This is a genomic window from Sphingobium sp. DN12 (genome assembly GCF_051058005.1).
GTDB classification, from domain to species: Bacteria; Pseudomonadota; Alphaproteobacteria; order Sphingomonadales; family Sphingomonadaceae; genus Sphingobium; species Sphingobium yanoikuyae.
This window is the reverse complement of sequence record NZ_CP173717.1, coordinates 4219295-4242076: the sequence shown is the minus strand read 5'-3', so window position 1 is coordinate 4242076 and position 22782 is coordinate 4219295. Positions and strand designations below refer to the sequence as shown.

General features: G+C 66.9%; 20 protein-coding genes. 11 read left to right on the top strand and 9 right to left on the bottom strand.

Going from position 1 to position 22782, the window contains the following annotated elements:
- Nucleotides 1–24 precede the first annotated feature (24 nt).
- Nucleotides 25–1689 (bottom strand): MFS transporter, encoded by a 1665-nt coding sequence (locus ACI6S0_RS20120; RefSeq protein ID WP_434404109.1) that lies wholly within the window; start codon nucleotides 1687–1689, stop codon nucleotides 25–27.
- A 160-nt stretch (nucleotides 1690–1849) separates the two neighbouring features.
- Here ACI6S0_RS20120 and ACI6S0_RS20115 point away from each other — a divergent pair, with 160 nt between their 5' ends.
- On the top strand, nucleotides 1850–3106 hold the full coding sequence (locus tag ACI6S0_RS20115; RefSeq protein ID WP_434404108.1) for an acetyl-CoA C-acetyltransferase: 1257 nt from the start codon (nucleotides 1850–1852) through the stop codon (nucleotides 3104–3106).
- An 82-nt stretch (nucleotides 3107–3188) separates the two neighbouring features.
- The gene (locus tag ACI6S0_RS20110; RefSeq protein WP_004209468.1) at nucleotides 3189–3653 is read left to right on the top strand and encodes a MarR family winged helix-turn-helix transcriptional regulator; all 465 of its coding nucleotides are present in this window, start codon (nucleotides 3189–3191) and stop codon (nucleotides 3651–3653) included.
- A 114-nt stretch (nucleotides 3654–3767) separates the two neighbouring features.
- On the opposite strand, the gene ACI6S0_RS20105 is transcribed toward ACI6S0_RS20110, so the two are convergent.
- Nucleotides 3768–4070 (bottom strand): hypothetical protein, encoded by a 303-nt coding sequence (locus ACI6S0_RS20105; RefSeq protein ID WP_004209466.1) that lies wholly within the window; start codon nucleotides 4068–4070, stop codon nucleotides 3768–3770.
- 199 nt (nucleotides 4071–4269) lie between these two features.
- Entirely contained in the window at nucleotides 4270–5061 is a 792-nt protein-coding gene (locus ACI6S0_RS20100; RefSeq protein ID WP_434404107.1) for an SDR family oxidoreductase, read from the bottom strand.
- A 219-nt stretch (nucleotides 5062–5280) separates the two neighbouring features.
- Here ACI6S0_RS20100 and ACI6S0_RS20095 point away from each other — a divergent pair, with 219 nt between their 5' ends.
- From ACI6S0_RS20095 to ACI6S0_RS20075, 5 genes are read left to right on the top strand one after another with little or no spacing between them, the layout of a single operon-like run.
- On the top strand, nucleotides 5281–6507 hold the full coding sequence (locus tag ACI6S0_RS20095) for a CaiB/BaiF CoA transferase family protein (RefSeq protein WP_434405973.1): 1227 nt from the start codon (nucleotides 5281–5283) through the stop codon (nucleotides 6505–6507).
- 36 nt (nucleotides 6508–6543) lie between these two features.
- Nucleotides 6544–6834: a hypothetical protein gene (locus ACI6S0_RS20090; protein ID WP_010335451.1), complete on the top strand. Its 291-nt coding sequence runs from the start codon at nucleotides 6544–6546 to the stop codon at nucleotides 6832–6834.
- Nucleotides 6835–6844: 10 nt separating this feature from the next.
- Nucleotides 6845–8341: a class I adenylate-forming enzyme family protein gene (locus ACI6S0_RS20085; RefSeq protein ID WP_434404106.1), complete on the top strand. Its 1497-nt coding sequence runs from the start codon at nucleotides 6845–6847 to the stop codon at nucleotides 8339–8341.
- 1 nt (nucleotide 8342) lies between these two features.
- Nucleotides 8343–9497 (top strand): CoA transferase, encoded by a 1155-nt coding sequence (locus ACI6S0_RS20080; RefSeq protein WP_434404105.1) that lies wholly within the window; start codon nucleotides 8343–8345, stop codon nucleotides 9495–9497.
- A complete protein-coding gene (locus tag ACI6S0_RS20075) occupies nucleotides 9491–10885 on the top strand; it encodes an amidohydrolase family protein (protein WP_434404104.1) in 1395 nt (464 codons plus the stop codon). Before ACI6S0_RS20080 ends, ACI6S0_RS20075 begins: the two co-directional genes overlap by 7 nt.
- Here the strand turns inward: ACI6S0_RS20075 and ACI6S0_RS20070 are convergent.
- Nucleotides 10847–11908, bottom strand: a complete 1062-nt coding sequence (locus ACI6S0_RS20070) for an enoyl-CoA hydratase/isomerase family protein (RefSeq protein WP_434404102.1) — start codon at nucleotides 11906–11908, stop codon at nucleotides 10847–10849. The two genes, ACI6S0_RS20075 and ACI6S0_RS20070, sit on opposite strands and share 39 nt — an antisense overlap.
- Between ACI6S0_RS20070 and ACI6S0_RS20065 the strand changes: the two genes are divergently transcribed.
- The 3 genes from ACI6S0_RS20065 to ACI6S0_RS20055 all read left to right on the top strand — a co-directional run bounded on the left by ACI6S0_RS20065 (nucleotide 11868) and on the right by ACI6S0_RS20055 (nucleotide 15650).
- Nucleotides 11868–13439, top strand: coding sequence for a class I adenylate-forming enzyme family protein (locus ACI6S0_RS20065; RefSeq protein WP_434404101.1), 1572 nt, complete (start codon nucleotides 11868–11870; stop codon nucleotides 13437–13439). The genes ACI6S0_RS20070 and ACI6S0_RS20065 overlap by 41 nt on opposite strands.
- Nucleotides 13440–13516: 77 nt before the next feature.
- A complete protein-coding gene (locus ACI6S0_RS20060; RefSeq protein WP_004209457.1) occupies nucleotides 13517–14383 on the top strand; it encodes a helix-turn-helix domain-containing protein in 867 nt (288 codons plus the stop codon).
- The gene (locus tag ACI6S0_RS20055) at nucleotides 14376–15650 is read left to right on the top strand and encodes an amidohydrolase family protein (protein WP_434404100.1); all 1275 of its coding nucleotides are present in this window, start codon (nucleotides 14376–14378) and stop codon (nucleotides 15648–15650) included. The genes ACI6S0_RS20060 and ACI6S0_RS20055 overlap by 8 nt, the downstream gene beginning before the upstream one ends.
- A 166-nt stretch (nucleotides 15651–15816) precedes the next feature.
- On the opposite strand, the gene ACI6S0_RS20050 is transcribed toward ACI6S0_RS20055, so the two are convergent.
- The 5 genes from ACI6S0_RS20050 to ACI6S0_RS20030 all read right to left on the bottom strand — a co-directional run bounded on the left by ACI6S0_RS20050 (nucleotide 15817) and on the right by ACI6S0_RS20030 (nucleotide 21337).
- A complete protein-coding gene (locus tag ACI6S0_RS20050; protein WP_434404099.1) occupies nucleotides 15817–17178 on the bottom strand; it encodes an aromatic ring-hydroxylating oxygenase subunit alpha in 1362 nt (453 codons plus the stop codon).
- A 74-nt stretch (nucleotides 17179–17252) separates the two neighbouring features.
- A complete protein-coding gene (locus ACI6S0_RS20045) occupies nucleotides 17253–18032 on the bottom strand; it encodes an enoyl-CoA hydratase/isomerase family protein (protein WP_434404098.1) in 780 nt (259 codons plus the stop codon).
- Nucleotides 18032–19279: an acetyl-CoA hydrolase/transferase family protein gene (locus ACI6S0_RS20040; RefSeq protein ID WP_434404097.1), complete on the bottom strand. Its 1248-nt coding sequence runs from the start codon at nucleotides 19277–19279 to the stop codon at nucleotides 18032–18034. The genes ACI6S0_RS20045 and ACI6S0_RS20040 overlap by 1 nt, the downstream gene beginning before the upstream one ends.
- The gene (locus tag ACI6S0_RS20035; RefSeq protein ID WP_434404096.1) at nucleotides 19276–20157 is read right to left on the bottom strand and encodes an HpcH/HpaI aldolase/citrate lyase family protein; all 882 of its coding nucleotides are present in this window, start codon (nucleotides 20155–20157) and stop codon (nucleotides 19276–19278) included. The genes ACI6S0_RS20040 and ACI6S0_RS20035 overlap by 4 nt, the downstream gene beginning before the upstream one ends.
- Before the next feature lie 13 nt (nucleotides 20158–20170).
- Nucleotides 20171–21337, bottom strand: a complete 1167-nt coding sequence (locus ACI6S0_RS20030; protein WP_097385063.1) for an acyl-CoA dehydrogenase family protein — start codon at nucleotides 21335–21337, stop codon at nucleotides 20171–20173.
- A 164-nt stretch (nucleotides 21338–21501) separates the two neighbouring features.
- On the opposite strand from ACI6S0_RS20030, the gene ACI6S0_RS20025 reads away from it, so the two are divergent.
- Nucleotides 21502–22668, top strand: coding sequence for a CaiB/BaiF CoA transferase family protein (locus ACI6S0_RS20025; protein ID WP_434405972.1), 1167 nt, complete (start codon nucleotides 21502–21504; stop codon nucleotides 22666–22668).
- The last annotated feature ends 114 nt before the right edge of the window (nucleotides 22669–22782 follow it).

The window sequence follows — 22782 nt, the reverse complement described above, 5'->3', positions numbered from 1 at the left end:
CGCCTCGGCGTTGCCGCGCGCGGCTCAGGGGCCGAGATATCCGATCGTATCCTGACGCGGATCGGGCGAGTCCGCGCGCCAGCGGACCGATCCGAATGGCCGCTCCAGCCGCCGCCGCACCCGCACCTCGCCGGCCTTGCGGTCAAAGGCACGCGCGACCTGCTGCGCCAGCTTGTCGGCCTGGGTGAAACGATCGCGCATGTGCAGATAATCGCCCCAGGTCGGGCATTGATAGCGTTCGGTCCACAGCGCGGGATCGGCGATGTCGCGCGCGATCGACCAGTTGAAGCCGCCATTGCGCATGCGGGTGCGCTGCACCTCCACCATCGCCGCATAGAAATCGCGCGCCTGGTCGGGATCGACATCATAGTCGATCTCGATAATGACCGGGCCGGAACGCCGGGTGAGCGCCATGCCGACTTCCGGTTCGCCCGCGATGATGAAGGGTTCGACATCCGCCTCGCTGGTTTCGGGCAGTGGCAGCAGCCAACCCACGAGCGGCAGAATGACCAGTGCCAGTCCCGATCCATAGAGGGCAATGTCGACCGACCAATGTTGCGCCACCAGCCCCCAGAGCAGCGCGCCGATCGCGATGCCGCCGGTCAGTGCCGAGGAGAAGAGCGACAAGGCCCGCGCCGTCACCCAGCGCGGCGCCGACAGCTGCACCGAGACGTTGAACAAGGCGATGGTCAGGATATTGGCGCCGCCCGCGACCAGCAGTGCCAGGCAGGTGAGCGGCACATGGCGGCTGGCCCCGACCAGTGCCAGCGCGATCCCGCTGACCAGCGCCAGCACGGCGGTCGTCCGCTGCGTTCCGAAGCGATCGCGGCATGGCCCGACCAGCAGCGCCCCCAGCACGGCCCCCACCCCGCTGGCGCCCAGCAACAGGCCATAGACGCTCGCATCGCCGCCCAGCAGATCCTTCGCCACCAATGGCGCGAGCGCGGACGCCGACGCCCCGGCCAGCCCGAACAGGAAGGCGCGCAGCAGCACCGTGCGGATCGCCCCGGCATGCAGGGCATAGCGCATGCCCGACACCATCGCCCGGTGGAATTGTTCGGGCGGCAGGCGCGCGGGCACATGACGCCGCTGCCAGGCGAAGAAGGCGAGGAACAGCGGCAGATAGCAGATGGCGTTGATCGCAAAGGCGGCATGGGCGCCGGCCGCCAGCACGATGATGCCACCCAGCGCCGGGCCGAAGCTGCGCGCGACATTATAGCTGATCGTGCCGAGCGCGACGGCGGCGGGCAGCAGGCGCGGCCCGACCTGTTCGCTGATCGACGCCTGCCAGGCCGGCGAATAGAGCGCCACCCCTGCCCCGATGAGCGAACAGAAGGCCAGCAGCATCCAGGGCGAACTATGCCCCGTCCAGGCCAGGAAGGTCAGCAGCGCGGCGCAGGCCATGGAGAAAGCGAGGCCGCTCATCGCGATCCGCCGGCGGTCGAACATGTCGGCAAAGGCGCCGGCGGGCAATGTCACCAGCATCAGCGGCAGCATCATCGCGGTCTGGACCAGCGCGACCATGCTTGGCGACGCACTCATCCGCGTCATTTCCCATGCCGCGCCAACGCCCAGGATCAGTTGGCCGAAATTGGAGAGAAGGCTGGCGGTCCAGATGCGGCGGAACACCGGTTCGCGCAGCGGCGCGAAGCTGCCGCCCGTCGCCTGCGCGACTTCGCCTTGCGCCATCCGTCTCCCTCCTCATCATCTGCCCGCCCAGCCTGCACCAGCCGGGCGACGCAGGCCAATCGGCACGCGATCAATCGCCGGTGCGATTGGGGGCCGTCCCGCTTCCATGCGATAGGATGCGAGAGCCGCGCCTGCGGGAAAAGAGACCGGGAGAAGATGCTTGACCGACGCCTATATCATTGATGCCGTCCGCACCCCGCGCAGCATCGGCAAGATGGGCAAGGGCGCGCTGTCGCACATGCACCCGCAGCATATTGCGGTGGCGGTGCTGAAGGCGCTCAAGGATCGCAACAACCTCGACACCGCCGATGTCGACGACATCATCTGGGGCACCAGCGCGCAGATGGGGCTGCAGGGCGGCGACCTTGGCCGGATGGCGGCGCTCGATGCGGGCTATGACGTCAAGGCTTCGGGCGTGACGCTGGATCGCTTCTGCGGCAGCGGCCTGACCGCCACCAACCTGGCCGCGGCGCAGATCATGTCGGGCATGGAAGATCTGGTGATCGCCGGCGGCACCGAGATGATGTCCTATGTCACCTGGTACGGCCAGTCGCTGCGCGAAGCCGGCGTGAAGGCGCCCGGCGGGCTTGGCACCGGCAATATGCGCTTGCAGGACAAGCATCCCCAGTCGAACCAGGGTGTCGCCGCCGACGCGATCGCCGCGATGGAGGGCATCACGCGCGAAGATCTGGATGCCTTTGGCGCCGAAAGCCAGCGCAGGGCCGGCATTGCGCTCAAGGAAGGCCGCTTCGCCAGGTCGACCGTGCCGGTGCATGACGAGGATGGCAGCGTCGTGCTGGACCATGAGGAATATCCCCGCCCCGACACCACCGCCGAGCAGCTTGCCGGGCTGAAACCCGCCTTTGCCGCGTTCATGGACATGCCCTCGCGCCAGGATGGTCCGACCTTCCGCCAGCTCATCAACCAGAAATATCCCGATCTGGCGATCGAGCCGCTGCATCATGCCGGCACCTCGTCGGGCGTGGTCGATGGCGCGGCCGCGATCCTGCTCGCATCGAAAGCCTATGCCGACGCCCATGGGCTGAAGCCCCGCGCGCGGATCGTCGCGACCGCCAATGTCGGCGATGATCCGACCTTGATGCTGAACGCCCCGGTCCCGGCCGCGCGCAAGGTGCTGGCCAAGGCCGGGCTGACCGTGGCCGACATCGATGTGTTCGAGGTCAATGAAGCCTTTGCCGTGGTGACGGAGAAGTTCATCCGCGACCTGGGCGTCGACCGCGCCAAGCTCAATCCCAATGGCGGCGCCATCGCGCTCGGCCACCCGATCGGCGCGACCGGGGCCGTGCTGATCGGCACCGCGCTCGACGAACTGGAGCGCAGCGGCGGCCGCTATGCCCTGATCACCATGTGCGCGGCCGGGGGCATGGCGCCCGCGATCATCATCGAACGTGTCTGATCGGATCGTCCGGCCGCCGCGTTGCGCCGAACAGGAGGAGGCTGCTTTCGTTTCGCCGCGATGGCGCTATGCTGCGCGCACAATGGAAAGCCTGCAGGACAAGACACTCGCCGACAACCCGCCGGCGCTGATGCGCAACGCGACGATGAAGCTGACGATCATCGCGCGTCAGCTGCGCGCGCATTTCGACCAGAGCGTGGTGCGGCTGGGCGTCACCCGCTCGCAATGGACAGTGATCGCGGCGGTCGCGCGCTATCCCGGCACGACCCAGCGCCATATCGCCAATCTGCTGGAAATGGCCGAAGCATCGGCCGGACGGCTGATCGACCGGCTGTGCGCTGACGGCTTGCTGGAGCGGCGGCAGAAGGATGACGACCGCCGCGCCCATGCCGTGTTCCTGACCGAGCGCGGCCAGGCGATCACCATGCAGCTATCCGGGATCGCACAGGAGAATGAGGAGGTCGCCTTTGCCGGCTTCTCGGCGGAGGATCTGAAGCGCCTCAACAGCCTGCTCGACACGATTTCGGAAAATATCGTCAAGCCCTGAAGGCTGCCGGTGCTCAGGCGCCCCTCCCTTCCCGGACATAAAAAAGGGCCGCCCTGTTATGGGGCGGCCCATTCGCTATCGGCCGGCGCAGGGGAGGCCGCGCCCGGCGATCTCTTAGTGCGCGGTCAGCAGATCCTTCTTCGACAGGCTGGTGGTCAGCTTGCCGTCAGCGGCGGTCAGGCTGGACGCCGGCACGTTCACCATCTTGCCGTTGAGGATGATCTGCGCATTGCCGTCGGCCGCGACGCGATAGATGGCGGCCAGACGATCGCCGCTGGCGGTGTAGAGCATCTTGCCCTTGTAATCGGCAGCGGCGGTGGCCGCGCTGATCTGGACGGCTTCGCCAGCGGCAGCGACCTGCGGCAGGGCGGCAGCGGCGAGGGAGAGCGACAGGGCGATCTTGGCGAAACGAGTCATGGCACAACCTCTTCAACTAAAAACGGGTCGAGGAACTATATCCCCTTAACACTAAGCTAGGTTAGCTATTGCCGGCGATAATGTCAACCTAGCTTAGTATTTATTTTTGCATGTGCGAACAGCGGCTTGAGCGGGCAATCAAAAGGCCGCATCCATCCGGAACGCGGCCTCTTCGTCCAATGGATGCAGCGCTGGTGATTCAGCGCGGCGGAAAGCGAATCGCGCCGTCGATGCGGAACAGCTGGGCGTTGATGTAGCTGTTGCGCGTGATCTCCAGCGCCAGCCCGGCAAATTCCTCGGGCTTTCCAAGGCGCTTGGGGAAGGGGACGCTGTTGTTCAGGCTTTCGTACATGGCCGGGTTCATGTCCTTGAAGCGCAGCATCGGTGGCGTTGCAAAGATACCCGGCATGATCGCATTGACGCGAATCCCCAGCTCCATCAGGTCGCGCGCCATCGGCAGCACCATGCCGTTGACCCCCGCTTTCAGCGAGCCATAGGCGACCTGGCCGACCTGCCCATCCTGCGCCGCAGCACTGGAGGTGAGCAGGATGCTGCCCCGCTCGCCATCCTCCAGCGGGTCGAGCGCCGCCATGCCGAGCGCCGCGATCGAGGCCATGCGATAGCTGGCGACCAGCACGCCTTCGGCCGAAATCGCATAATCCTGCGTCGACATGCGCTTGAAACCGCCGGTCTCCTTGTCCTTCGACACGGTCTTGCCGCCCTTCGACACGACCGCGCAATGGACCAGGATGCGTTCCTGCCCCTGCGCCGCCCGCGCCGCGTCGAAACCGGCGAGCACGCTGTCTTCCGACATGATGTCGACCTTGCAGAAAGTCGCGCCGACCTCCGCCGCGATCGTCTGGCCGCTATCCTCGTTGATATCGAAGATCGCGACCTTCACGCCGGCTTCGCGCAGCGCCCGCACCGTCGCCAGCCCCAGGCCCGACGCGCCGCCGGTCACCACGGCGGACAGGGAAGAGTCGAGTTTCATGGCATGTCTCCCACATCTGTTTTCGGACCGGCTATGGCACAGCGGCAAGGCGGCTCAAGCCATGGCCCGGCCGACGCCGGCAATATCGCTGCGGCGCTAGGGGGCCGGGGCGCATCGCGATAGCGATAGCAGGCCCGCCGGACTTGCGGCGACCAGCGCAGCTTCTACCCTTTCCCCAACAGGTCGCATCATGCGGCGAATGAGGGGATGGCTGATTTTATGACCCAGGTGATGAAGGGGGTGCGCGTTCTGGAAGTGGCGCAGTTCACCTATGTGCCGGCTGCCGGCGCGATCCTGGCCGACTGGGGCGCGGACGTCATCAAGATCGAGCATCCGGTGCGCGGCGACACGCAGCGCGGGTTCCTGAACATGGGTGGGGTCCAGCTCGACCCGCTACGTCACACCTTGTTCGAGCATCCCAATCGCGGCAAGCGCAGCGTCGGCATCGACCTGTCGACGGAGGAAGGCCAGGCCGTGCTCTATGAGCTGGCCAAGAGCGCCGACGTGTTCCTGACCAACTATCTTCCCCAGGTGCGGCAGAAGAACAAGTTCGACGTCGAGCATATCCGCGCGGTCAATCCCAACATCATCTATGCCCGTGGCAGCGCGCTGGGCAACAAGGGGCCGGAGCGTGAGGTCGGTGGCTTCGACGGCACCTGCTTCTGGTCGCGCAGCGGCGTCGCCCATGCGATGACGCCCGAGGAACTGCCCGGCCCGCTGACCCAGGGCATCCCCGCCTTTGGCGATTCCATCGGCGGCATGTTCATTGCCGGCGGCATTTCCGGCGCGCTGTTCCACCGCGAAAAGACCGGCGAGGCGGTCGAGCTGGACGTCTCGCTGCTGTCGAGCGCCTGGTGGGCGTCGGGCGCGCTGATCGCACAGGTGATGGAGACCGACATCCTCACCCGCAACGGCATGCCGTCGTCCGGCGGGTCGCTGCGCAACCCCTTCATGGGCAATTTCCGCACCTCGGACGGTGGCACGATCAACCTGTGCATGGTCAGCCCAACCGGCCTGATCGCCGACACCTTCACCCATGTCGGCGTGCCCGAGGCGGCGGACGATCCGCGCTTCAAGGATGTGCTGTCGCTGATCGAGAATGCCGGCGCGGCAAGCGACATATTGGTCAAGGCCTTTGGCGCCAAGCCCTTCGCCTATTGGCGCGAGCATTTGAAGACGATGAAGGGCCAATGGGCGCCGATCCAGAGCTTCAAGGATCTGCTGACCGACGAGCAGGCGATCGCCAACGACATGATCATCGAGGTCGAGGGCGCCGATGGCGGCGCGCCGCTGCGGCTGGTGCGCGGGCCGGTGCAGTTTGACGGCCAGCCGGTGCAGACCACGCGGTCGCCCCAGGCATCCGAACATACCGAGCTGGTGCTGATGGAACTGGGCGTCGAGTGGGACCAGATTGAACAATGGAAGGCCAGCGGCGCTATCGCCTGAAGGGGCGACGTCGGGGGGCTGGAAGGCAGGAATGATATGAAACCGGGTACGAAACTGAAGAGCGCGGTGTGCGACACCGAAGTGATGGTGATCCGCAGCGGCGCCGGCACGATCGAATGCGGCGGCAGCGCCATGGGCGAAGCCAAGCCGGAGACGGTCGGCACGCCCGCCGCCGATTTCAGCGCCGGCACGCTGATGGGCAAGCGCTATGTCGATCCGGCCGGCAATTTCGAATTGCTGTGCGTCAAGCCGGGCAAGGGTTCGCTGTCGGTCGACGGCGTGGCGCTGAGCCCCAAGGACGCCAAGCCCCTGCCCGCTTCGGACTGACGCCCATCCCATGAACATCGCCCTGTTCCTCGAAATGGCGGCCGATGCCGCGCCCGACCGCATCGGCCTGGTCTGTGACGGCCAGCGCTGGAGCTATGCCCGGCTGCTGGCCGGCGCGCGCGGCGCCGCCGCGCTGATCTGGGACAGCGGCTGCAGCCATGTCGCGCTGCTCGACGAAAGCAGCGAGGCGGCGGCGATGGCGCTGTTCGGCGCGGCGATCGCCGGCGTGCCCTATGTGCCGCTCAACTATCGGCTGGCCGACGCGGACCTGGCCGCACTGCTGGCGCGGATCACCCCGGCGCTGATCGTCGGCGATGTCGCGCGGGTCGAACGGCTCTGCCCCTCGGCCGACAACAAGGTGCTGGCGCGGGCCGATTTCGTCGCCGCTGCGCTGGACGCTGCGGCCGATGCGCCCGCCGAGGCGGACGAGGGCGATGGCGTTGCCATCCAGCTGTTCACCAGCGGCACCACCGCCGCGCCCAAGGCAGCGATCCTGCGCCACGCCAATCTGGTGTCCTATATATTGGGTACGGTCGAGTTCGGCGCCGCGCCGGAAGAGGATGCCGCGCTGGTCAGCGTGCCGCCCTATCATATCGCCGGCATCGCTGCCCTGCTCAGCTCTATCTATGCGCTGCGCCGCATCCTGCTGCTCCCCGCCTTCGATCCGGCCGCCTGGCTGGAGCTGGCGGCAGGGGAGCGGGCAAGCAATGCCTTTGTCGTGCCGACCATGTTGTCGCGCATCATCGAGACGGTCGACAAGGGCAATCAGCCCGACCTCAGCAACCTGCGCGCGATCGCCTATGGCGGCGGCAAGATGCCGCTGGAGCTGATCCAGCGCGCGCTCGACCTGTTTCCCGACACCGGCTTCACCAATGCCTATGGCCTGACCGAGACCAGCTCGACCGTCGCCTTGCTGGGGCCGGACGAGCATCGCGCCGCCCATGTCGCGACCGATCCCGCCGCCCGCGCCCGGCTGGCCTCGGTCGGCCGGCCGCTGCCGACGGTCGAGATCGAGATTCGCGACGAGGAAGGCCGCTGCCTGCCCGCCGGCGAGCCGGGCGAAATCTATGTCCGTGGCGACCAGGTGTCGGGCGAATATCGCGAGCGCAGCGCGCTCGATGCCGACGGCTGGTTTCCCACCCGCGACGCCGGCTATATCGATGCCGAGGGCTATCTGTTCCTGTCGGGCCGTGCCGACGATGTGATCGTGCGCGGCGGCGAGAATATCTCGCCCGGCGAGATCGAGGATGTGATGCTGGCCCTGCCCGCCATTGCCGAGGCGGCGGCGGTCGCCATCCCGTCCGCCGAATGGGGCGAGGCGGTCGGCCTGATCGTGGTCGTGCGCGACGGGCATGCGGCACCGGCCGACGAGGAACTGAAGCAGGTCATCCGTGCCCGGCTGCGTTCTTCGCGAGTGCCCGAGCGCGTGCTCTTTGCTAAGAGCCTGCCCTATAATGAAATGGGCAAGCTCCTCCGCCGGGAAATCAAGAAGCTGTTCGCAGCCTGACATGGCTCTCGCCCTGCCGCTTGCCGGCTGGGCCGAGGCGCAACTGGAGGCGATCCGGGTGCTGGCGGGAACGCCGGCGCTGGCGGGTTTGAGCGGCGCGCAACTGCTGGGCGAGCGGGCGGCGCTGAACGGCTTTGCCATACCGGGGCGGCGCTCGGCCGGTGGGGGATGCCGGCTCTACGACGCGATCGACGGGCAGGTCGCGCTGACCCTGGCGCGGGCCGACGACCGGGACTTGATGCCGGCGCTGTTCGGTGATGCGGGCATCGAAAGTGACAGCGATATTGTCACAGGCTTCGCTACTGCGCAGACCAACGCGATCGTGACACAGGGACGGCAACTGGGCCTTGCGATCGCGGCAATCGACGAGGTGCCGGCCAGCCCGGCCTGTCGCGTGATGATGACAGGGGGCCCCCGGCCGATATGCGACCGTCCGCCACTGGTGATCGACCTGTCGGCGCTGTGGGCGGGGCCGCTGGCGGGGCATCTGCTGGGGCTGGCGGGCGCGCAGGTGATCAAGGTGGAGAGCCGCAACCGGCCCGACCGGATGCGCGCGGGCGATCCGCTGCTGTTCGCGCGGCTCAACCAGCACAAGGCCAATGTCGCGCTCGACCTGCGCGACGCGGAGGATCGGGCGGCGCTGATCGCGCTGATCCACCGTGCCGACATGGTGGTCGCCGCCGCCCGCCCCCGTGCGCTGGCGCAACTGGGGATCGATGCCGACGCGCTGGTGCGCGACGTGCCGGGGCTGGTGTGGGTGACAATCACCGGCCATGGCGCGGAGGGCGACGCCGCCCATTGGATCGGCTTTGGCGATGATTGCAGCGTCGCCGGGGGGCTGAGCGCCGCGCTGCGACAGGCGAGCGGGCGGATCGGCTTTGGCGGCGACGCCTGCGCCGACCCGCTGACCGGGCTCCATGCCGCGCGGCAGGCATTGGCACAGTGGCATAAAGGCACCGGCGCGCATCTGATGCTGTCGATGAGCGCCGTGGTGGCCGAGGCGATCGGCTGGGAACGGGCGCGCGATACGGCCGGCTTCACCGCGACGCTGCAACGCTGGGCCGAGGCCGAGGGCGCCCCCTTCCCCGCCGTTGCGCAGCGAACCACGGGACCGGTCGCGGCGCTGGCGCAGGATAATGGGGCCTGGCTATGCTGATCCGCGACGCCGAACTATGGGGCCTTGGCCGCGCCGACCTGCGCATCGTCGAGGGACGGATCGCGGCAATCGGCGCGCTTGCGCCCCTGCCCGGCGAAGCGGTGGTCGAAGCACGTGGCGGCGCCCTGCTGCCCGGCCTGCACGACCATCATATCCATCTTGCGGCCTATGCCGTCGCCCGCGCCTCGCTGCCCTGCGGGCCGCCGGCCGTGACCAGCGAAGCCGATCTGGCCGCCGCGCTGGCACGGCCGGGCGAGGGCTGGCTGCGCGGCATCGGCTATCATGAAAGCGTCGCCGGCCTGCCCGATGCGCGGGCGATCGACCGGTGGCAGGCGGAACGGCCGGTGCGCATCCAGCATCGATCGGGGCGCATGTGGCTGCTCAACAGCCGGGCGCTCGACCTGCTGCTCGAACTGGATGCGCCGCCACCGGGGCTGGAGCGGATCGACGGGCGCTGGACCGGACGGCTGTTCGACGAGGATGGCTGGCTGCGCCGGGTACTGGGCGGCACGCCGCCGGCGCTGGATGCGGTGGGGACCGAACTGGCACGCCATGGCATCACCGGCGTTACCGACATGTCGCCCGGCAATGACGGCGCGGGCCTTGCCTGGTTCGCTGCCGAACGTGCAGCCGGCCGCCTGCCGCAGCATCTGGTTGCCGCCGGCACGCTGGCGCTGGGGGATGCGCCGTCGCCGCCGGGCATCACGGTCGGCCCGGCCAAGCTGCATCTGCATGAAAATGCCCTGCCCGACTTCGACCAGTGCGTCGCCTTCCTGCGCGCCGCGCATGATCAGGGTCGGGCGATCGCCAGCCATTGCACGACCGAGACCGAACTGGTCTTCACCCTCGCCGCGCTGACACAGGCCGGCGCGCGGCCGAGCGACCGGATCGAACATGCCGGCATCACCCCCGATGCGCTGCTGGAGCAGATGGTCGACCTCGGCGTGCAGGTGGTGAGCCAGCCGCATTTCATCGCCGAGCGCGGCGACCAGTATCTGCGCGATGTCGAACCGCGCGAGCGACCCTTGCTCTATCGGCTGGGCGCTTTTGCCCGCGCCGGGCTGGTGCTGGCGGCGGGCAGCGACGCGCCCTATGGCGTCGCCGATCCCTGGGCGGCGATGCGCGCGGCGGTGTCGCGCAGGACGGAGAGTGGCGCGGTCATCGGGCAGGACGAGGCGCTGACACCCGAGGCGGCGCTGGCGCTCTATCTCGCCGATCCGCTGGACCTGCGCCAGCAGCGTGTCGTCGCCGTCGGCGCGCCGGCCGACCTGTGCCTGCTCGATCGCCCATGGGCGCAGGCGCGGGAGCGCTTGCTGGCACAGGATGTGGCAATGACGTGGATCGGTGGATCAATCGTCCATGACCGTGTCGACCAGACCCCAGCCTAGCGCCGTGCGGGCATTGATCCGCTTGCCCGACAGGATCATCAGCGCCGCGCGCTGACGCCCGATCCGCCGGCTGAGCGAGACGCAGCCGCCAGCGCCGGGGATGATCCCCATCGCCAGTTCGGGCAGATGGAACCAGGCGTCTGCGCTGGCTGAGATGTGCCCGGCAAAGGCCGCCATTTCCAGGCCCGATCCGACGCAGCCGCCCTGCACATGGACCGAAAATCGATCGGCGCAGCGCAACAGCGCATGGGCCGGCAGCGTCTGCATCCTGATGTCATGCGCGGTGGCAGGATCGCGCGTCGTGCCAAATTCGCTGAGGTCCGCCCCGGTGCAGAAGCTGCGCCCCGCGCCGCGCAGGCTGACATGGCTGATATCGGGATCAAGCGCGGCAATGTCGAACGCCGCGCGCAGCCCGTCGCGCAGATCGCGGTCGATGGCGTTATGGGCATCGGATCGATCGATCAGGATCGCCAACCGGTCGCCATCCCGATCCACCTTGATGGTGCCGGGCGACTGCACCGGCGCGGGGACTTGCGCGGCCAGCCAGCGGGCATGGCCGGCGCTGCCCTGAAGCAGACCATAAGCGAGCGATTCCGCGACCAGCGCCTGGGCCGGGTCCAGCCCGTCGATCAGCCGCAGCAATTGCACCAGCACCCGCGCCGCTTCCGGCTGAGCCGCGATCTGCTGCGTGATCGTGGCGAGCGAGACCGGCAGTTCGACCAGCGCATCAAGCCGCGACGCAAGCGGGTGAGACGGGTCGCCGATCCCCAACAGGGGAAAGGGCGGCAGGTGCAACGGCGCATCGCTGTGCGGCGCCCGGTCGAGATCGACCAGCCCATAGGGCTGCGCCGCCCCGGCCCAGGGAAGGGTCAGGCCATCGGGGTCGATCAGGGCGGCAGGGCCGGGCATGGGTGGCAGGGTAGGACCGGGCCGAAGCGCGGCAAAGGCGGACGCAACACTGATCGCCAGGGCGTTGCAGACGATGGCTGACCAGCGCCGCGCCCTGCCGCAATATCGCGCCATGGAGACGGATCATCCCAGTCTGCGCGCGCTCGCCGCCGCCGCCCTGCAACGGCCGGCCGATCAGGCAGCGATCCTTTATGAGGGCGAATGGATCGCTTGGGGAACGCTGTGCGCGGTAGCCGAGGAGATTGATGCGGCACTGGATGCGAGCGGCATTGCCCCGGATGCCCCGGTCGCCTTCGTCGCGCGCAATCGCCCGGCGGCGCTCGCCGCGCTGCTGGGCCTGATCGCGCAGGGGCGAACGATCCGCATGATCTATGCCTTTCAGTCGGACGCCGCCATTGCCCGCGATCTGGCGCGCATGGCGCCCGCCGCGCTGGTCGCCTTTGCCGAGGATATCGGGCCGGAGATCCGGGCCGTGCTGGCGACGGAAGGCATGGTCGCGGTTGCAATCGACGGCATGGCCGCCGCCGCCCTGCCGGGTCATGAATATGCCTCGCCAGAAGTTCAGCAGCGCCATGGCTCTGCCGCGCCGCAGATTGAGATATTGACCAGCGGCACCACCGGACCTCCGAAAAGCTTCGCCATACCCTATGCGCTGCTGGAACGGCATTTCCTCTCGACTCCGCTCACCCGGCAGCAGGCGGATGATCCCCAGGCCGCGGCCCCCTTCCTCCTCTATTTTCCGCTCGGCAACATCACCGGCCTCTATTCGACGCTGCCGATGCTGCTGCGCGGGCAGCGGGTCGAGTTGCTGGAGCGCTTCTCGCTCGCTGCCTGGCATGCCCATGTGCGGCGCTGGCGGCCCAGCCATGGCGGCCTGCCGCCAGCCAGCGTGCAGGCGGTGCTGGACGCCGACTTACCGGTCGAAGATCTCGCTTCCCTGCGCGCGATCGGCTGCGGCGCGGCGCCGCTCGATCCCGGCGTGCAGCAGGCGTTCGAGGCGCGCTACGGCATTCCCATCCTGCTCTCCTATGGCGCGACCGAGTTCGCCGGGCCAGTGGCGTCGATGACCGCCGCGCTTCATGCCGAATGGGGCGCCCGCAAGATCGGGTCGGTCGGCCGCGCCATGCCGGGCGCACAGTTGCGCATCGTCGATCCAGACAGTGGCGGCCCGCTACCACCCGACACCGAAGGCCTGCTGGAAGTCATCTCGCCGCGAATCGGCCCGGACTGGATTCGCACGTCCGACATCGCCCTGATCGATGCCGATGATTTCCTGTTCCTGCGCGGCCGGGCGGACGGGGCGATCATTCGCGGCGGCTTCAAATTGCTGCCCGAGTCGATCGAACGCGCGCTGATGCTGCACCCCGCCGTCGCCGAAGCGGCGGTGACAGGCATGGCGGACCACCGGCTGGGGCAAGTGCCGGCGGCCGCGATCCGGATGCGTGCCGATTTTGCTGCACCTGCGATCGCAGCATTGGAAACGCATGTGCGCCAACATCTTCCTGCCACCCACGTTCCGGTAAAATGGCTGTTCGTCAGGGACTTGCCGCGCACGCCCTCGCTCAAGACCGATCGCCGCGCGCTGCAGGCGCTGTTTGCGAATATGTCGCCGGAAACGCAGAATGAGACAGAGAATATCACATAAACGAGGGCATCTCATTTTTTGTTGACAGCCTCCCGGCGTTAGTGAACAACCATGTTCAATAACGAAGGAGAGGAACCATGGCTCTGATCGAGTCCCATAAGCCGAGGGTAGCCAAGACCGAGTCCAACAAGGCGAAGATCGCCAAGCGCGTGGTCGAGGTACTGGAATTTTTCGACGAGGATCATCCGCAGGCGACGGTGATGGACATTGTCCGTCGCTTCGACCGCCCGCAGTCGAGCACGTCCGAATTGCTGTCGAGCCTGGTCGACCTGGGCCTGCTCCACAAGGATCCGGGTTCGCGCGCCTATTCGCCGACCCCGCGCGCCGCGATGCTGGGTGCCGCAATCCAGCCGCGCATGGTGCGCGATGGCGTCCTCAACGGCCTGATCGATCGCCTGTCGGCGCAGACGGGCCTGGGCATTGCCGTGTTCGGCATGGTCGGCCTCAACATCCAGATCGTTCACTGGCGTGCCGGCAAGAAGGCGCTGCGCACCTCGGCCAATAACGGCCTGGCCGGTGGCCGCCAGGAACGGCTGACCGACTCCGCCGCTGGCCTGCTGATGCTGTCGACCGTGCAGCAGCCGCGCCGCGACGGCCTGATCCGTCGCCTCAATGCCGAAGCGCCGCAGGAGCGCAAGTTCGTCTTCGCCGATGTCGCCGGCCAGGTGCAGCGCTGCCGGGACGAGGGGCATATCAGCGGTTTTGCTGGCTTTGGCTCGATCGCCGACGTCACCGCCATGCTGCTGCCCCACATGCCCGACGGCCAGCCGCTGGCAATCGGCTTCGTCTATGAACCGTCCGACCAGATCGACGCCGCCGGCCTGCAGCGCACGCTCAGCGAAGCGGTCCGCCGCTCGGTCGAGGAACAGTCGCCGGCCGCCTCCGTCCAGCCGATCTTCGAATCCGCCAGCTGGCAGGGCGCGCTGGAGGTGAAGCATGGCTGATGTGAAGGACAAGGACGTCGCCGACGCCCAGGCCGCGCGCAAATATTGGTCGGCCGAAGGCTATACCGAAGGCGGCGTCATCCGCGAGGTTGACTACAGCACCCAGTCGGGCGGGCTCGACCCGTCGCTGGCCGGCATCAAGATCGTCGATACCGACACCCATATCACCGAAGCGCCGGACCTCTTCACCTCGCGCGCGCCGGCTAAATACAAGGCCAAGGTGCCCTATGTGAAGCAGGACGCCGACGGGGTCGAACGCTGGTATGTGGGCGACCGCAATTTCGGGTCGATGGGCGGCAACGTCATCCGCGCCGACAATAACAAGCTGCTCGGCCGCCTTGCCTTCCCCAAGCTGGCGCAGGCGCATCCGGGTGGCCATCTGATCAAGGAGCGGCTGCAAGCGATGGACGATATGGGCATCTATGCCCAGATCGGCTTCCAGAATTCCGGCGTCACCCAGGCTGGATCGCTGATGTCGCTGGGCGACCCCGACCTCGCGGTCGCGATCATCCAGATGTATAATGACGCATCGGCCGAATATCAGCAGGTGTCGGGCGAACGCATCTTCAACATGGCCCATCTGCCCTTCTGGGACCAGAAGGCGATGGAGACCGAAGCGCGGCGCTGCGTCGACATGGGCCTGCGCGGCTTCGTGCTGCCCGACACGCCCGAGCGCGTCGGCGTGCCCAGCTTCCTGCACGATTATTGGACGCCCTTCCTGGAAATGTGCGAGGCCGAAGGCCTGCCGCTCAATTTCCACCTCAATGCGGCGATCGATCCCAATACGCTGACCTGGGACGGCTTCGGCTTTGAACAGACGCTGTCGGTGGTCGCCACCATGTTCTCGATCGGCAATGCCGCGACGCTGGGCAACTGGATGGTGTCGGGCCGGCTCGACCGCCATCCCAAGCTGAAGATCGGCCTGATCGAAAGCGGCGCGGGCTGGGTGCCCTTCGCGATCGAGGCGCTGGAGCATCAGTTTGACGAAATGCTGCCCAGCAAGGTCGGCCTGCTCAACAAGCGGCCCTGGGAATATTTCCGCGACCATTTCTGGGTCACCTTCTGGTTCGAGAAGGTCGCGCCCAAGCTGCTGCTGGAAACGATCGGCGTCGACAAGCTTATGTTCGAAACCGACTTCCCGCACCCGACCTCGCTCTATCCTGGGGTGCAGGCGCATCTGACCGATGTGCTGGGCGGCTACGACTTCGCGGTGAAGAAGAAGGTGCTGCAGGACAATGCGGTGAACCTCTACAAGCTGCCTTTCTGAGGGGCGCAATCCGGATGAAAACGGAAAGGGGCGCTCCTGCCGGGAGCGCCCCTTTCCATTGGAGGGCGGTCGTCGAAGACAGTCATTGGTGAAAATGGAGACGCGAAAGCGCTCCGCCGCCAGACAGATGATCGGCGGCGAAGGGCCATGATCGCGGCAATGTCGGTCAGTCCAGCGGCTTTGGTGCGCCAGTCCCCATGTAGCGGGACAGGTTGTAATGGAGGCTGGCCACCGCCCGCTCCATATAGGGGTTGGGCTGGGTGCCGCGGAAGCCGACATTCTTCATGCCCTGCTGCACCGCCTGCATATTGGTGAAATCCTGCTGCAGCACCGGCGGCCACTCCTCCGCGCTGGTATATTCCCATTCGGTGGCGGGCGTTTCCGCGTCCGGGAAAAGCTCATAGACCGCCGCCTCGAAAATGCACTTGTCCGGGTCCGCGCCATAGGGGCGGGCGGAATAGCAGAGCATATTGTTGACGGCGTGGCCGATCTGGAAATTGGGGAAGATCTGCCAGGCGGTGCCGCTTTTCGCCGTATGGGCGGGTTCGACCACCGGCCAGAAGACGCCGCGCCGTTCATCGTCGGCGCGGGCGGTGGCGAGCCAGTGCTGCAGCACCTGCGGCGCGGGGGTGCCCTCGGGCAGTTCGTCCTTTAGCCGCTGGGCGGCGGCGACCAATGTCATGGTCGTGTTGGTATTGGCATTTTCCCAGGTGAAAAGCTGCATTTCCGCCGTCGACAGGCGCGGGTCTTCGCCCGATCCGATGCGCAGCTTGGCCTGATTCTCGTCCATATTCTTGGGCGCTTCATAGCCGATATTGGTGTGCAGCCCATGTTTGCGCGCCCAGCCGCGAAATTCGCCGAAGGCGTTGAATTCGGGATGGGTGGTCTGGACATGATAGGTCTCGCTGAACGCCTCCATCGCGACCTTCCAGTTGCAGTCGAAGATGATCCATTTGCGCCAGCGATAGCGCATATTCTGAAGGCCGAAGGGATCGAGCATGTCGGGCACGACGCCCAGATAATCGGCGAGCGGGCCGCAGTCGGGATCGAGATTGATCCACGCCCAGCCGCCCCATGCGTCGACGCTGACCTTGCCGAGCGCGGTGCGTTGCGCCGTCAGCTTGCCCTGCCAGTCGTCGGCATGGTTGGCGAAGGTGCATTGGCCCTGGCGGTCGAAGGTCCAGCCATGGAAGCCGCAGATGATCGACTTGCGGTTGCCGCGCGCGTTGCGCTGGCCTGCGGGCGTGTCGATCAGGCGGCGGCCGCGATGCGGGCAGACATTATGATAGGCGCTCAGCTCATCCGGCCCGGTGCGCATGATGATGACCGAATCTTCGAGAATGTCATAGGTGACGAAATCGCCGACATGGGGAATATCCTCCAGCCGGGCCGCCTGCAGCCAGACCTTGCGCCACAGCCGGTCCTGCTCGGCGCGGGCATAGTCCTTCGACACATAGGCTTCGACCGGGACGACGACCGGCTCGATCAGATCCTCGCCGGGCGTGCCGATGCTGCTGATCTCGTTCATGGCCTATTCCTTCTCCATTTCACCCTTTTGCCATGTCCGCGTCACCCGGACTTGACGATTTCAGACAGCCGGGCTCAGCGCCCGGTCCATTGCGGTGTGCGTTTTTCGGCAAAGGCGCGCGGTCCTTCCTGCGCGTCTTCGCTGTGATAGGTATATTCTGAGGCGGCGCGGGCGGCCTGCAGCGCAGCGGCGCGGCCCATCTCGGTCGCCAGCATCACCGTGTCGCGCCCGGCCTTCACCGACAGGGGGGCGCCCTCCAATATCTCTGCCGCCAGATCGAGCGCGGCCTGCATCAGCGCCTCGGGCTCGGCCAGGCGATTGACCAGGCCGATTTCGTAGGCTCGGCTCGCGGTGATCGGCTTTCCGGTCAGGATGATCTCCATCATGATCCGCTGCGGGATCATGTGAATGAGCGGCGCGGCCCAGGGCGAGCTGCGCCCGACCTTCACCTCGGTAATGGCGAAGCGCGCGGCCGTGCTGGCAACGCACAGGTCGCAGGCCTGGGCGATCATCCAGCCGCCGGCAAAAGCCACGCCATTCACCGCCGCGATCGTGGGCTTGCTGAGTTCGATGCTGTCATAGGGCAGCGGGAACATGGCGCGCGGTGGGACGGTCATGCCGGTGTCGACCATTTCCTTGAGATCGCCGCCCGCGCAGAAGGCCTTGTCGCCCGCGCCGGTCAGGATGGCGACGCGCAGGGCGGGATCATGTTCGAACCGGTCCCAGGCGGCGCGCAGACCCTCGCGCACGTCGCGGCTGAGGCAATTGCGCTGGTCGGGGCGGTTGATGGTGAGGATGGCGATACCGTCGGGCCGCGCCTCGAACAGGACAGGATCGGTTGAAGCGTCGGGCATCAATACCCCCTCTGCTGGATGATATGGGCCGCTCGCTCCAGTTCCTCGCGGAAGGCCGGGTCGGCGATGGCGATCAGGCGGCGGGTGCGTTCGGCCAGCGCCTGCCCTTTCAGCTCCGCCGCGCCATATTCGGTGACGATGATGTCGACATCGCTGCGCGCGGTGGTGACGGGGCCGGACAAGGCTGGCACGATCTTGCTGAGGCTGCCGCGCTTGGCCGAGGCGGAGAGCGCGATGATCGAGCAGCCGCCGGGCGAGCGGGCGCCGGCGCGGACGAAATCGACCTGGCCGCCGGTGCCGCCGAGATAGGCGGCGCCCGACTGTTCGGCATTGACCTGGCCGGTCAGGTCCACCTCCAGCGCGCTGTTGATGGTGACGAGGCGCGAGAGCCGCCCGAGGACGGCGGCGTCATGGGTGTAGCTGGTCGCGCACATGCGGATGGCGGGATTGTTGTGCGCCCAGTCATAGAGGCGGCGGGTGCCGATCAGCGCGCCGTTGATCGAGACGCCGGTGTCGATTTCCTTGCGAGCGTTGGTCAGCACGCCGGCCTGCGCCAACTCCACCAGCCCGTCGCCCAGCATGCCCGAATGCACGCCCAGGTCGCGTCGGTCGCCCAGCAGCCGCAATATCGCGTCGGGCACCGCGCCGACCCCGGTCTGGATCACCGATCCATCGTCAATATAGGCGGCGCAGTGGCGGGCGATCGCCTCGTCGGTCTCGCTGATTTTCGCGGGCGCCACCTCGACCGGCGGGCGCGACACGGGAATGGCGACGTCGATCGCGGATGCCGGGATCAGCTCGCCCGGCACATAGGGCACGGCTTCGTTGATCTCCGCAATCACCACCCGCGCCTTGTCCACGGCGGCGCGGACATAGTCGCCGATCAGGCCGCAGCTATGGTTGCCGTTGACGTCGGCCGGGCTGAGCTGGATCATCGCGACGTCGCAGCCGATGATGCCGGCCGTGATCATCGGCGCAACCTGGCTGACATGGATGGGGATGACCTGCAGCTTGCCGGCTTTCGTCATCGACCGCAGCGCGCCGATCGCGCCCATGGAGGAAAGGCGGAAACTGTCGGCGCTTTCGGGGGTGAACAGCCCCGAGAAGCTGGTGGCGATGAAGGCGGACAGGTCGCCGATCCGTGCGCCCTGTTCGATCAGCGCGCTGACCAAGCTGACCGGCTCGCCGCAGGCCTGGCCAAAGACGATGCGGTCGCCGCGCCGCAGATAGGGGGTGAGGTCGATCACAAGGCCCCGACCTGGCGCAGCAATTGTTCGGCGCGGCTGAGATAGGGCCGGTCGAGCATGCCCCCCTTGTAGCCGATCGCGCCGACGCCGGGATTGGCGGCGAAGATGTCGACGATCGCCTGCGCCTCGGCAATCTCCTCTTCGGTCGGGGTGAAGGCCGCGTTGATGACGTCGACCTGCGCCGGGTGGATCGCCAGCATGCCGCGATAGCCGTCGCGCCGGACCTTTTCGGCGCGCGCCTTCAGCCCGTCGAGGTCGCGGAAATCGCCCTGGATCGTCTCGATCGCGGTGACGCCGGCGGTGGCCGCGCCAAGCAGGCACATGGAGCGCGCCAGTTCATAGGTGAAGCCATAGCTGCCATCGGCATTGCGATTGGAACTGGCGCCGATCGAGTCGGCCAGATCCTCCGCCCCCCAAGTCAGCGCCACCACGCGCGGGGCGCCCTTGTAATCGCCGGTGTGGAACATGGCTTCTGCCGTTTCGGTGACCAGCACGATCAGCGGGGTCGATCCCCGTTCGATGCCATGCGCGGCCTCGAACGCGGTCAGATAATGGTCGAGCCGTTCGACATCCTGCCGGCCATAGACTTTGGGCAGCATGATGCCGCCCGGCCGCGCCGGCATGATCGCGGCGAGATCGTCGAGCGTATAGGGGCCGTCGAGCGGATTGACCCGGACCCAGAGCCGCTCGCGCCCTTCCGCCCTGGCGGCGAGGAAATCATGCACCATCTGGCGGGCGAGCGGCTTGTTTTCGGTCGCGACCGCATCCTCCAGGTCGAACAGCGCGATGTCGGCGGCGCTGTCCGCCGCCTTGGCCATCTTCTTCTCGCTGTCGCCCGGCGCGAACAGCCAGGAGCGCATCTTGATCGGCAGCGTCATCTCGTCTCTTGCCTCAATAGGATTTGGGCAATTCCAGCACCTTTTCGGCGATGAAATTGAGGATCATGTGGGGGCTGACCGGGGCGGTGCGCGGGATCAGCACTTCGCGCAGCAGTCGTTCGACATGATATTCCTGGGCATAGCCCATGCCGCCCAGCGTCAGCATCGCCGTATGGCAGGCCTCGAACGCGGATTCGGCGGCGAGATATTTGCCGCTGTTCGCCTCCACCCCGCATTCCTCGCCCTTGTCGAACAGGGTGGCGGCCTTCATCACCATCAGGTTGGCCGCCTCCAACTGCATCCAGCATTTGGCGAGCGGATGCTGGATGCCCTGATTCATGCCGATCGGCCGGTCGAAGACGATGCGTTCGCGGGCATAGCGGGCGGCGCGCTGGATCGCATTGCGGCCGATGCCGATCGCTTCGGCGCCGAGCAATATGCGTTCCGGGTTCAGCCCCTTGAGGATGATCCTGAAGCCCTGACCTTCCTCGCCGATCCGATCCTCCTCGGGGATGAAGAGGTCGTTGATGAACAGCATGTTGGAGCCGACCGCGTGGCGGCCCATCTTGGGGATCAACTGATGCTCGATCTTGCTGCGATCGAGTTTGGTGAAGAAGAGCGACAGGCCCTGCGTCTTGTTTTTCACCTGGTCGAGCGGGGTGGTGCGGGCGAGCAGCATCATCCGGTCGGCGACATGGGCGTTGGTGATCCAGATCTTCTCGCCATTGACGCGATAGCCGCCCTCGACCCGTTCGGCGCGGGTCTTGAGCTTGGTCGTGTCGAGCCCGGTATTGGGTTCGGTCACGGCAAAGCACATCTTCTCCGCGCCCGAGATGATCGGCGGGATCATGCGCTGCTGCTGCTCCGCCGTGCCGAACAGGGCGATCGGCTCAAGGCTGAAGACCGGGCCGTGGATGCTGGATGCGGCGGTCATGCCGCCGCCGGCCTCCGCCACCGCCTGCACCATGATCGCGGCCTCGGTAATGCCCAGACCCGCGCCGCCGGTGGCTTCGGGCATGGCGATGCCCAGCCAGCCGGCGTCGGCCATCGCCCGGTGGAAATCGAACGGGAAGACGGCGTCCTTGTCCCGTTCCAGCCAATAATCGTCGGGGAACTGGGCACAGAGCTGGAACACCGCGTCGCGGATGTTTCTCTGGTCTTCGGTCAGGGCAAAATCCACGTCTCTGGGGGCCTTCTGCTGGCGTCTGGATGATCGCCTGCGGGTATCATCCGGCCTCCCGCGCGCACAATCGGGCGGCCCCACATATCGGTGGGGCGAAGGGGTTGCGCGTGGATTTCGCCGCGCCCTTGGCCTAGCCCCAAGGCAGTGAAGGGGAGAGGATGATGGACGCGACGCACATGCCGAAAGGGCCGCTGGCCGGGATCCGCGTGGTGGACCTGACGGCGATGGTATTCGGCCCCTATGCGACCCAGATCATGGCCGACATGGGCGCCGATGTGATCAAGATCGAACCGCCGGCCGGCGATGCGACGCGCTATATCAATGCCGGGCCGACGCCCGAGCTGGGCGGCGTCTTCACCAACGTCAATCGCGGCAAGCGCAGCCTGGTGCTGGACCTGCGGCAGGAGGAGGACAAGGCGACGCTGCGCGCGCTGATCGCCACCGCCGACGTCTTCATCCATTCGATGCGCGGCAAGGCGATCGCCAAGCTGGGCTTCGACTATCAGGCGGTGAAGGCGATCAGGCCCGACATCGTCTACACCAATTGCTATGGCTATAGCCGGCGCGGGCCGGACGGCGACAAGCCTGCCTATGACGACACGATCCAGGCCGAGTGCGGCATCCCGCATTTGCAGCAGCTGATGACCGGCAAGCCCGATTTCATGGCGACGATCATCGCCGACAAGGTGGCGGGCCTCACTGGCCTCTATGCGACGATGATGGCGCTGTTCCACCGTGAACGCACCGGCGAGGGGCAGGAGGTGGAAGTCTCCATGTTCGAGACCATGGCGTCCTTCATGCTGACCGAACATGCGAGTGGCATGCTGTTCGAGCCGCCGCTGGGGCCGGCCCATTATCACCGCGTCGTCGCCCGCAATCGCAAGCCCTATGCGACCAAGGACGGCCATGTCGCCGCGCTGGTCTATAATGACAAGCATTGGAACGCCTTCGTCGCGGCCGTGAACCCGCCCTGGGCGACCGACGAGTTCGACACGCTGGCCAAGCGGGCGAAGCAGATCGACCGGGTCTATGGCCTGCTGGGCGAAACCTTTGCCGAGCGGACGACGCAGGAATGGCTGGAGCTGCTGGAGGAACTGCATATCCCGGCCGCGCCGCTGCGCACCACGGACGAACTGTTCGACAATGCGCATCTCAACGCCATCGGCTTTTTCGAGACGGTCGATACGCCGCAGGGGCCGGTCCGCTTCCCCGGCGTGCCGACCTGGTTCTCGCAGACGCCGGGCCGGGTCGCGGGCGGCGCGCCGGAACTGGGGGCGCACAGCCGGGAGGTGCTGGACGAACTGGGCGTGGGCGCTTCCGGCGCCTGATCGCCCCATCGGCATGGCGATGGGTTGGGGCGCTGCCTTGGCGCTCCCCAGCCCAGCCTTTACCACTTCATCCAAGCAAGAAATCTGGGTGAGGCATGGCATGGTTGAGGCTGC

What these genes read in the sequence shown, in the direction of transcription:
- ACI6S0_RS20120 (WP_434404109.1), bottom strand. Translation starts at nt 1,689, where the DNA reads ATGGCGCAAGGCGAAGTCGCGCAGGCGACGGGCGGCAGCTTCGCGCCG.
- ACI6S0_RS20110 (WP_004209468.1), top strand. Translation starts at nt 3,189, where the DNA reads ATGGAAAGCCTGCAGGACAAGACACTCGCCGACAACCCGCCGGCGCTG.
- ACI6S0_RS20105 (WP_004209466.1), bottom strand. Translation starts at nt 4,070, where the DNA reads ATGACTCGTTTCGCCAAGATCGCCCTGTCGCTCTCCCTCGCCGCTGCC.
- ACI6S0_RS20100 (WP_434404107.1), bottom strand. Translation starts at nt 5,061, where the DNA reads ATGAAACTCGACTCTTCCCTGTCCGCCGTGGTGACCGGCGGCGCGTCG.
- ACI6S0_RS20095 (WP_434405973.1), top strand. Translation starts at nt 5,281, where the DNA reads ATGACCCAGGTGATGAAGGGGGTGCGCGTTCTGGAAGTGGCGCAGTTC.
- ACI6S0_RS20090 (WP_010335451.1), top strand. Translation starts at nt 6,544, where the DNA reads ATGAAACCGGGTACGAAACTGAAGAGCGCGGTGTGCGACACCGAAGTG.
- ACI6S0_RS20085 (WP_434404106.1), top strand. Translation starts at nt 6,845, where the DNA reads ATGAACATCGCCCTGTTCCTCGAAATGGCGGCCGATGCCGCGCCCGAC.
- ACI6S0_RS20080 (WP_434404105.1), top strand. Translation starts at nt 8,343, where the DNA reads ATGGCTCTCGCCCTGCCGCTTGCCGGCTGGGCCGAGGCGCAACTGGAG.
- ACI6S0_RS20075 (WP_434404104.1), top strand. Translation starts at nt 9,491, where the DNA reads ATGCTGATCCGCGACGCCGAACTATGGGGCCTTGGCCGCGCCGACCTG.
- ACI6S0_RS20065 (WP_434404101.1), top strand. Translation starts at nt 11,868, where the DNA reads ATGGCTGACCAGCGCCGCGCCCTGCCGCAATATCGCGCCATGGAGACG.
- ACI6S0_RS20070 (WP_434404102.1), bottom strand. Translation starts at nt 11,908, where the DNA reads ATGGCGCGATATTGCGGCAGGGCGCGGCGCTGGTCAGCCATCGTCTGC.
- ACI6S0_RS20060 (WP_004209457.1), top strand. Translation starts at nt 13,517, where the DNA reads ATGGCTCTGATCGAGTCCCATAAGCCGAGGGTAGCCAAGACCGAGTCC.
- ACI6S0_RS20055 (WP_434404100.1), top strand. Translation starts at nt 14,376, where the DNA reads ATGGCTGATGTGAAGGACAAGGACGTCGCCGACGCCCAGGCCGCGCGC.
- ACI6S0_RS20050 (WP_434404099.1), bottom strand. Translation starts at nt 17,178, where the DNA reads ATGAACGAGATCAGCAGCATCGGCACGCCCGGCGAGGATCTGATCGAG.
- ACI6S0_RS20045 (WP_434404098.1), bottom strand. Translation starts at nt 18,032, where the DNA reads ATGCCCGACGCTTCAACCGATCCTGTCCTGTTCGAGGCGCGGCCCGAC.
- ACI6S0_RS20035 (WP_434404096.1), bottom strand. Translation starts at nt 20,157, where the DNA reads ATGACGCTGCCGATCAAGATGCGCTCCTGGCTGTTCGCGCCGGGCGAC.
- ACI6S0_RS20025 (WP_434405972.1), top strand. Translation starts at nt 21,502, where the DNA reads ATGGACGCGACGCACATGCCGAAAGGGCCGCTGGCCGGGATCCGCGTG.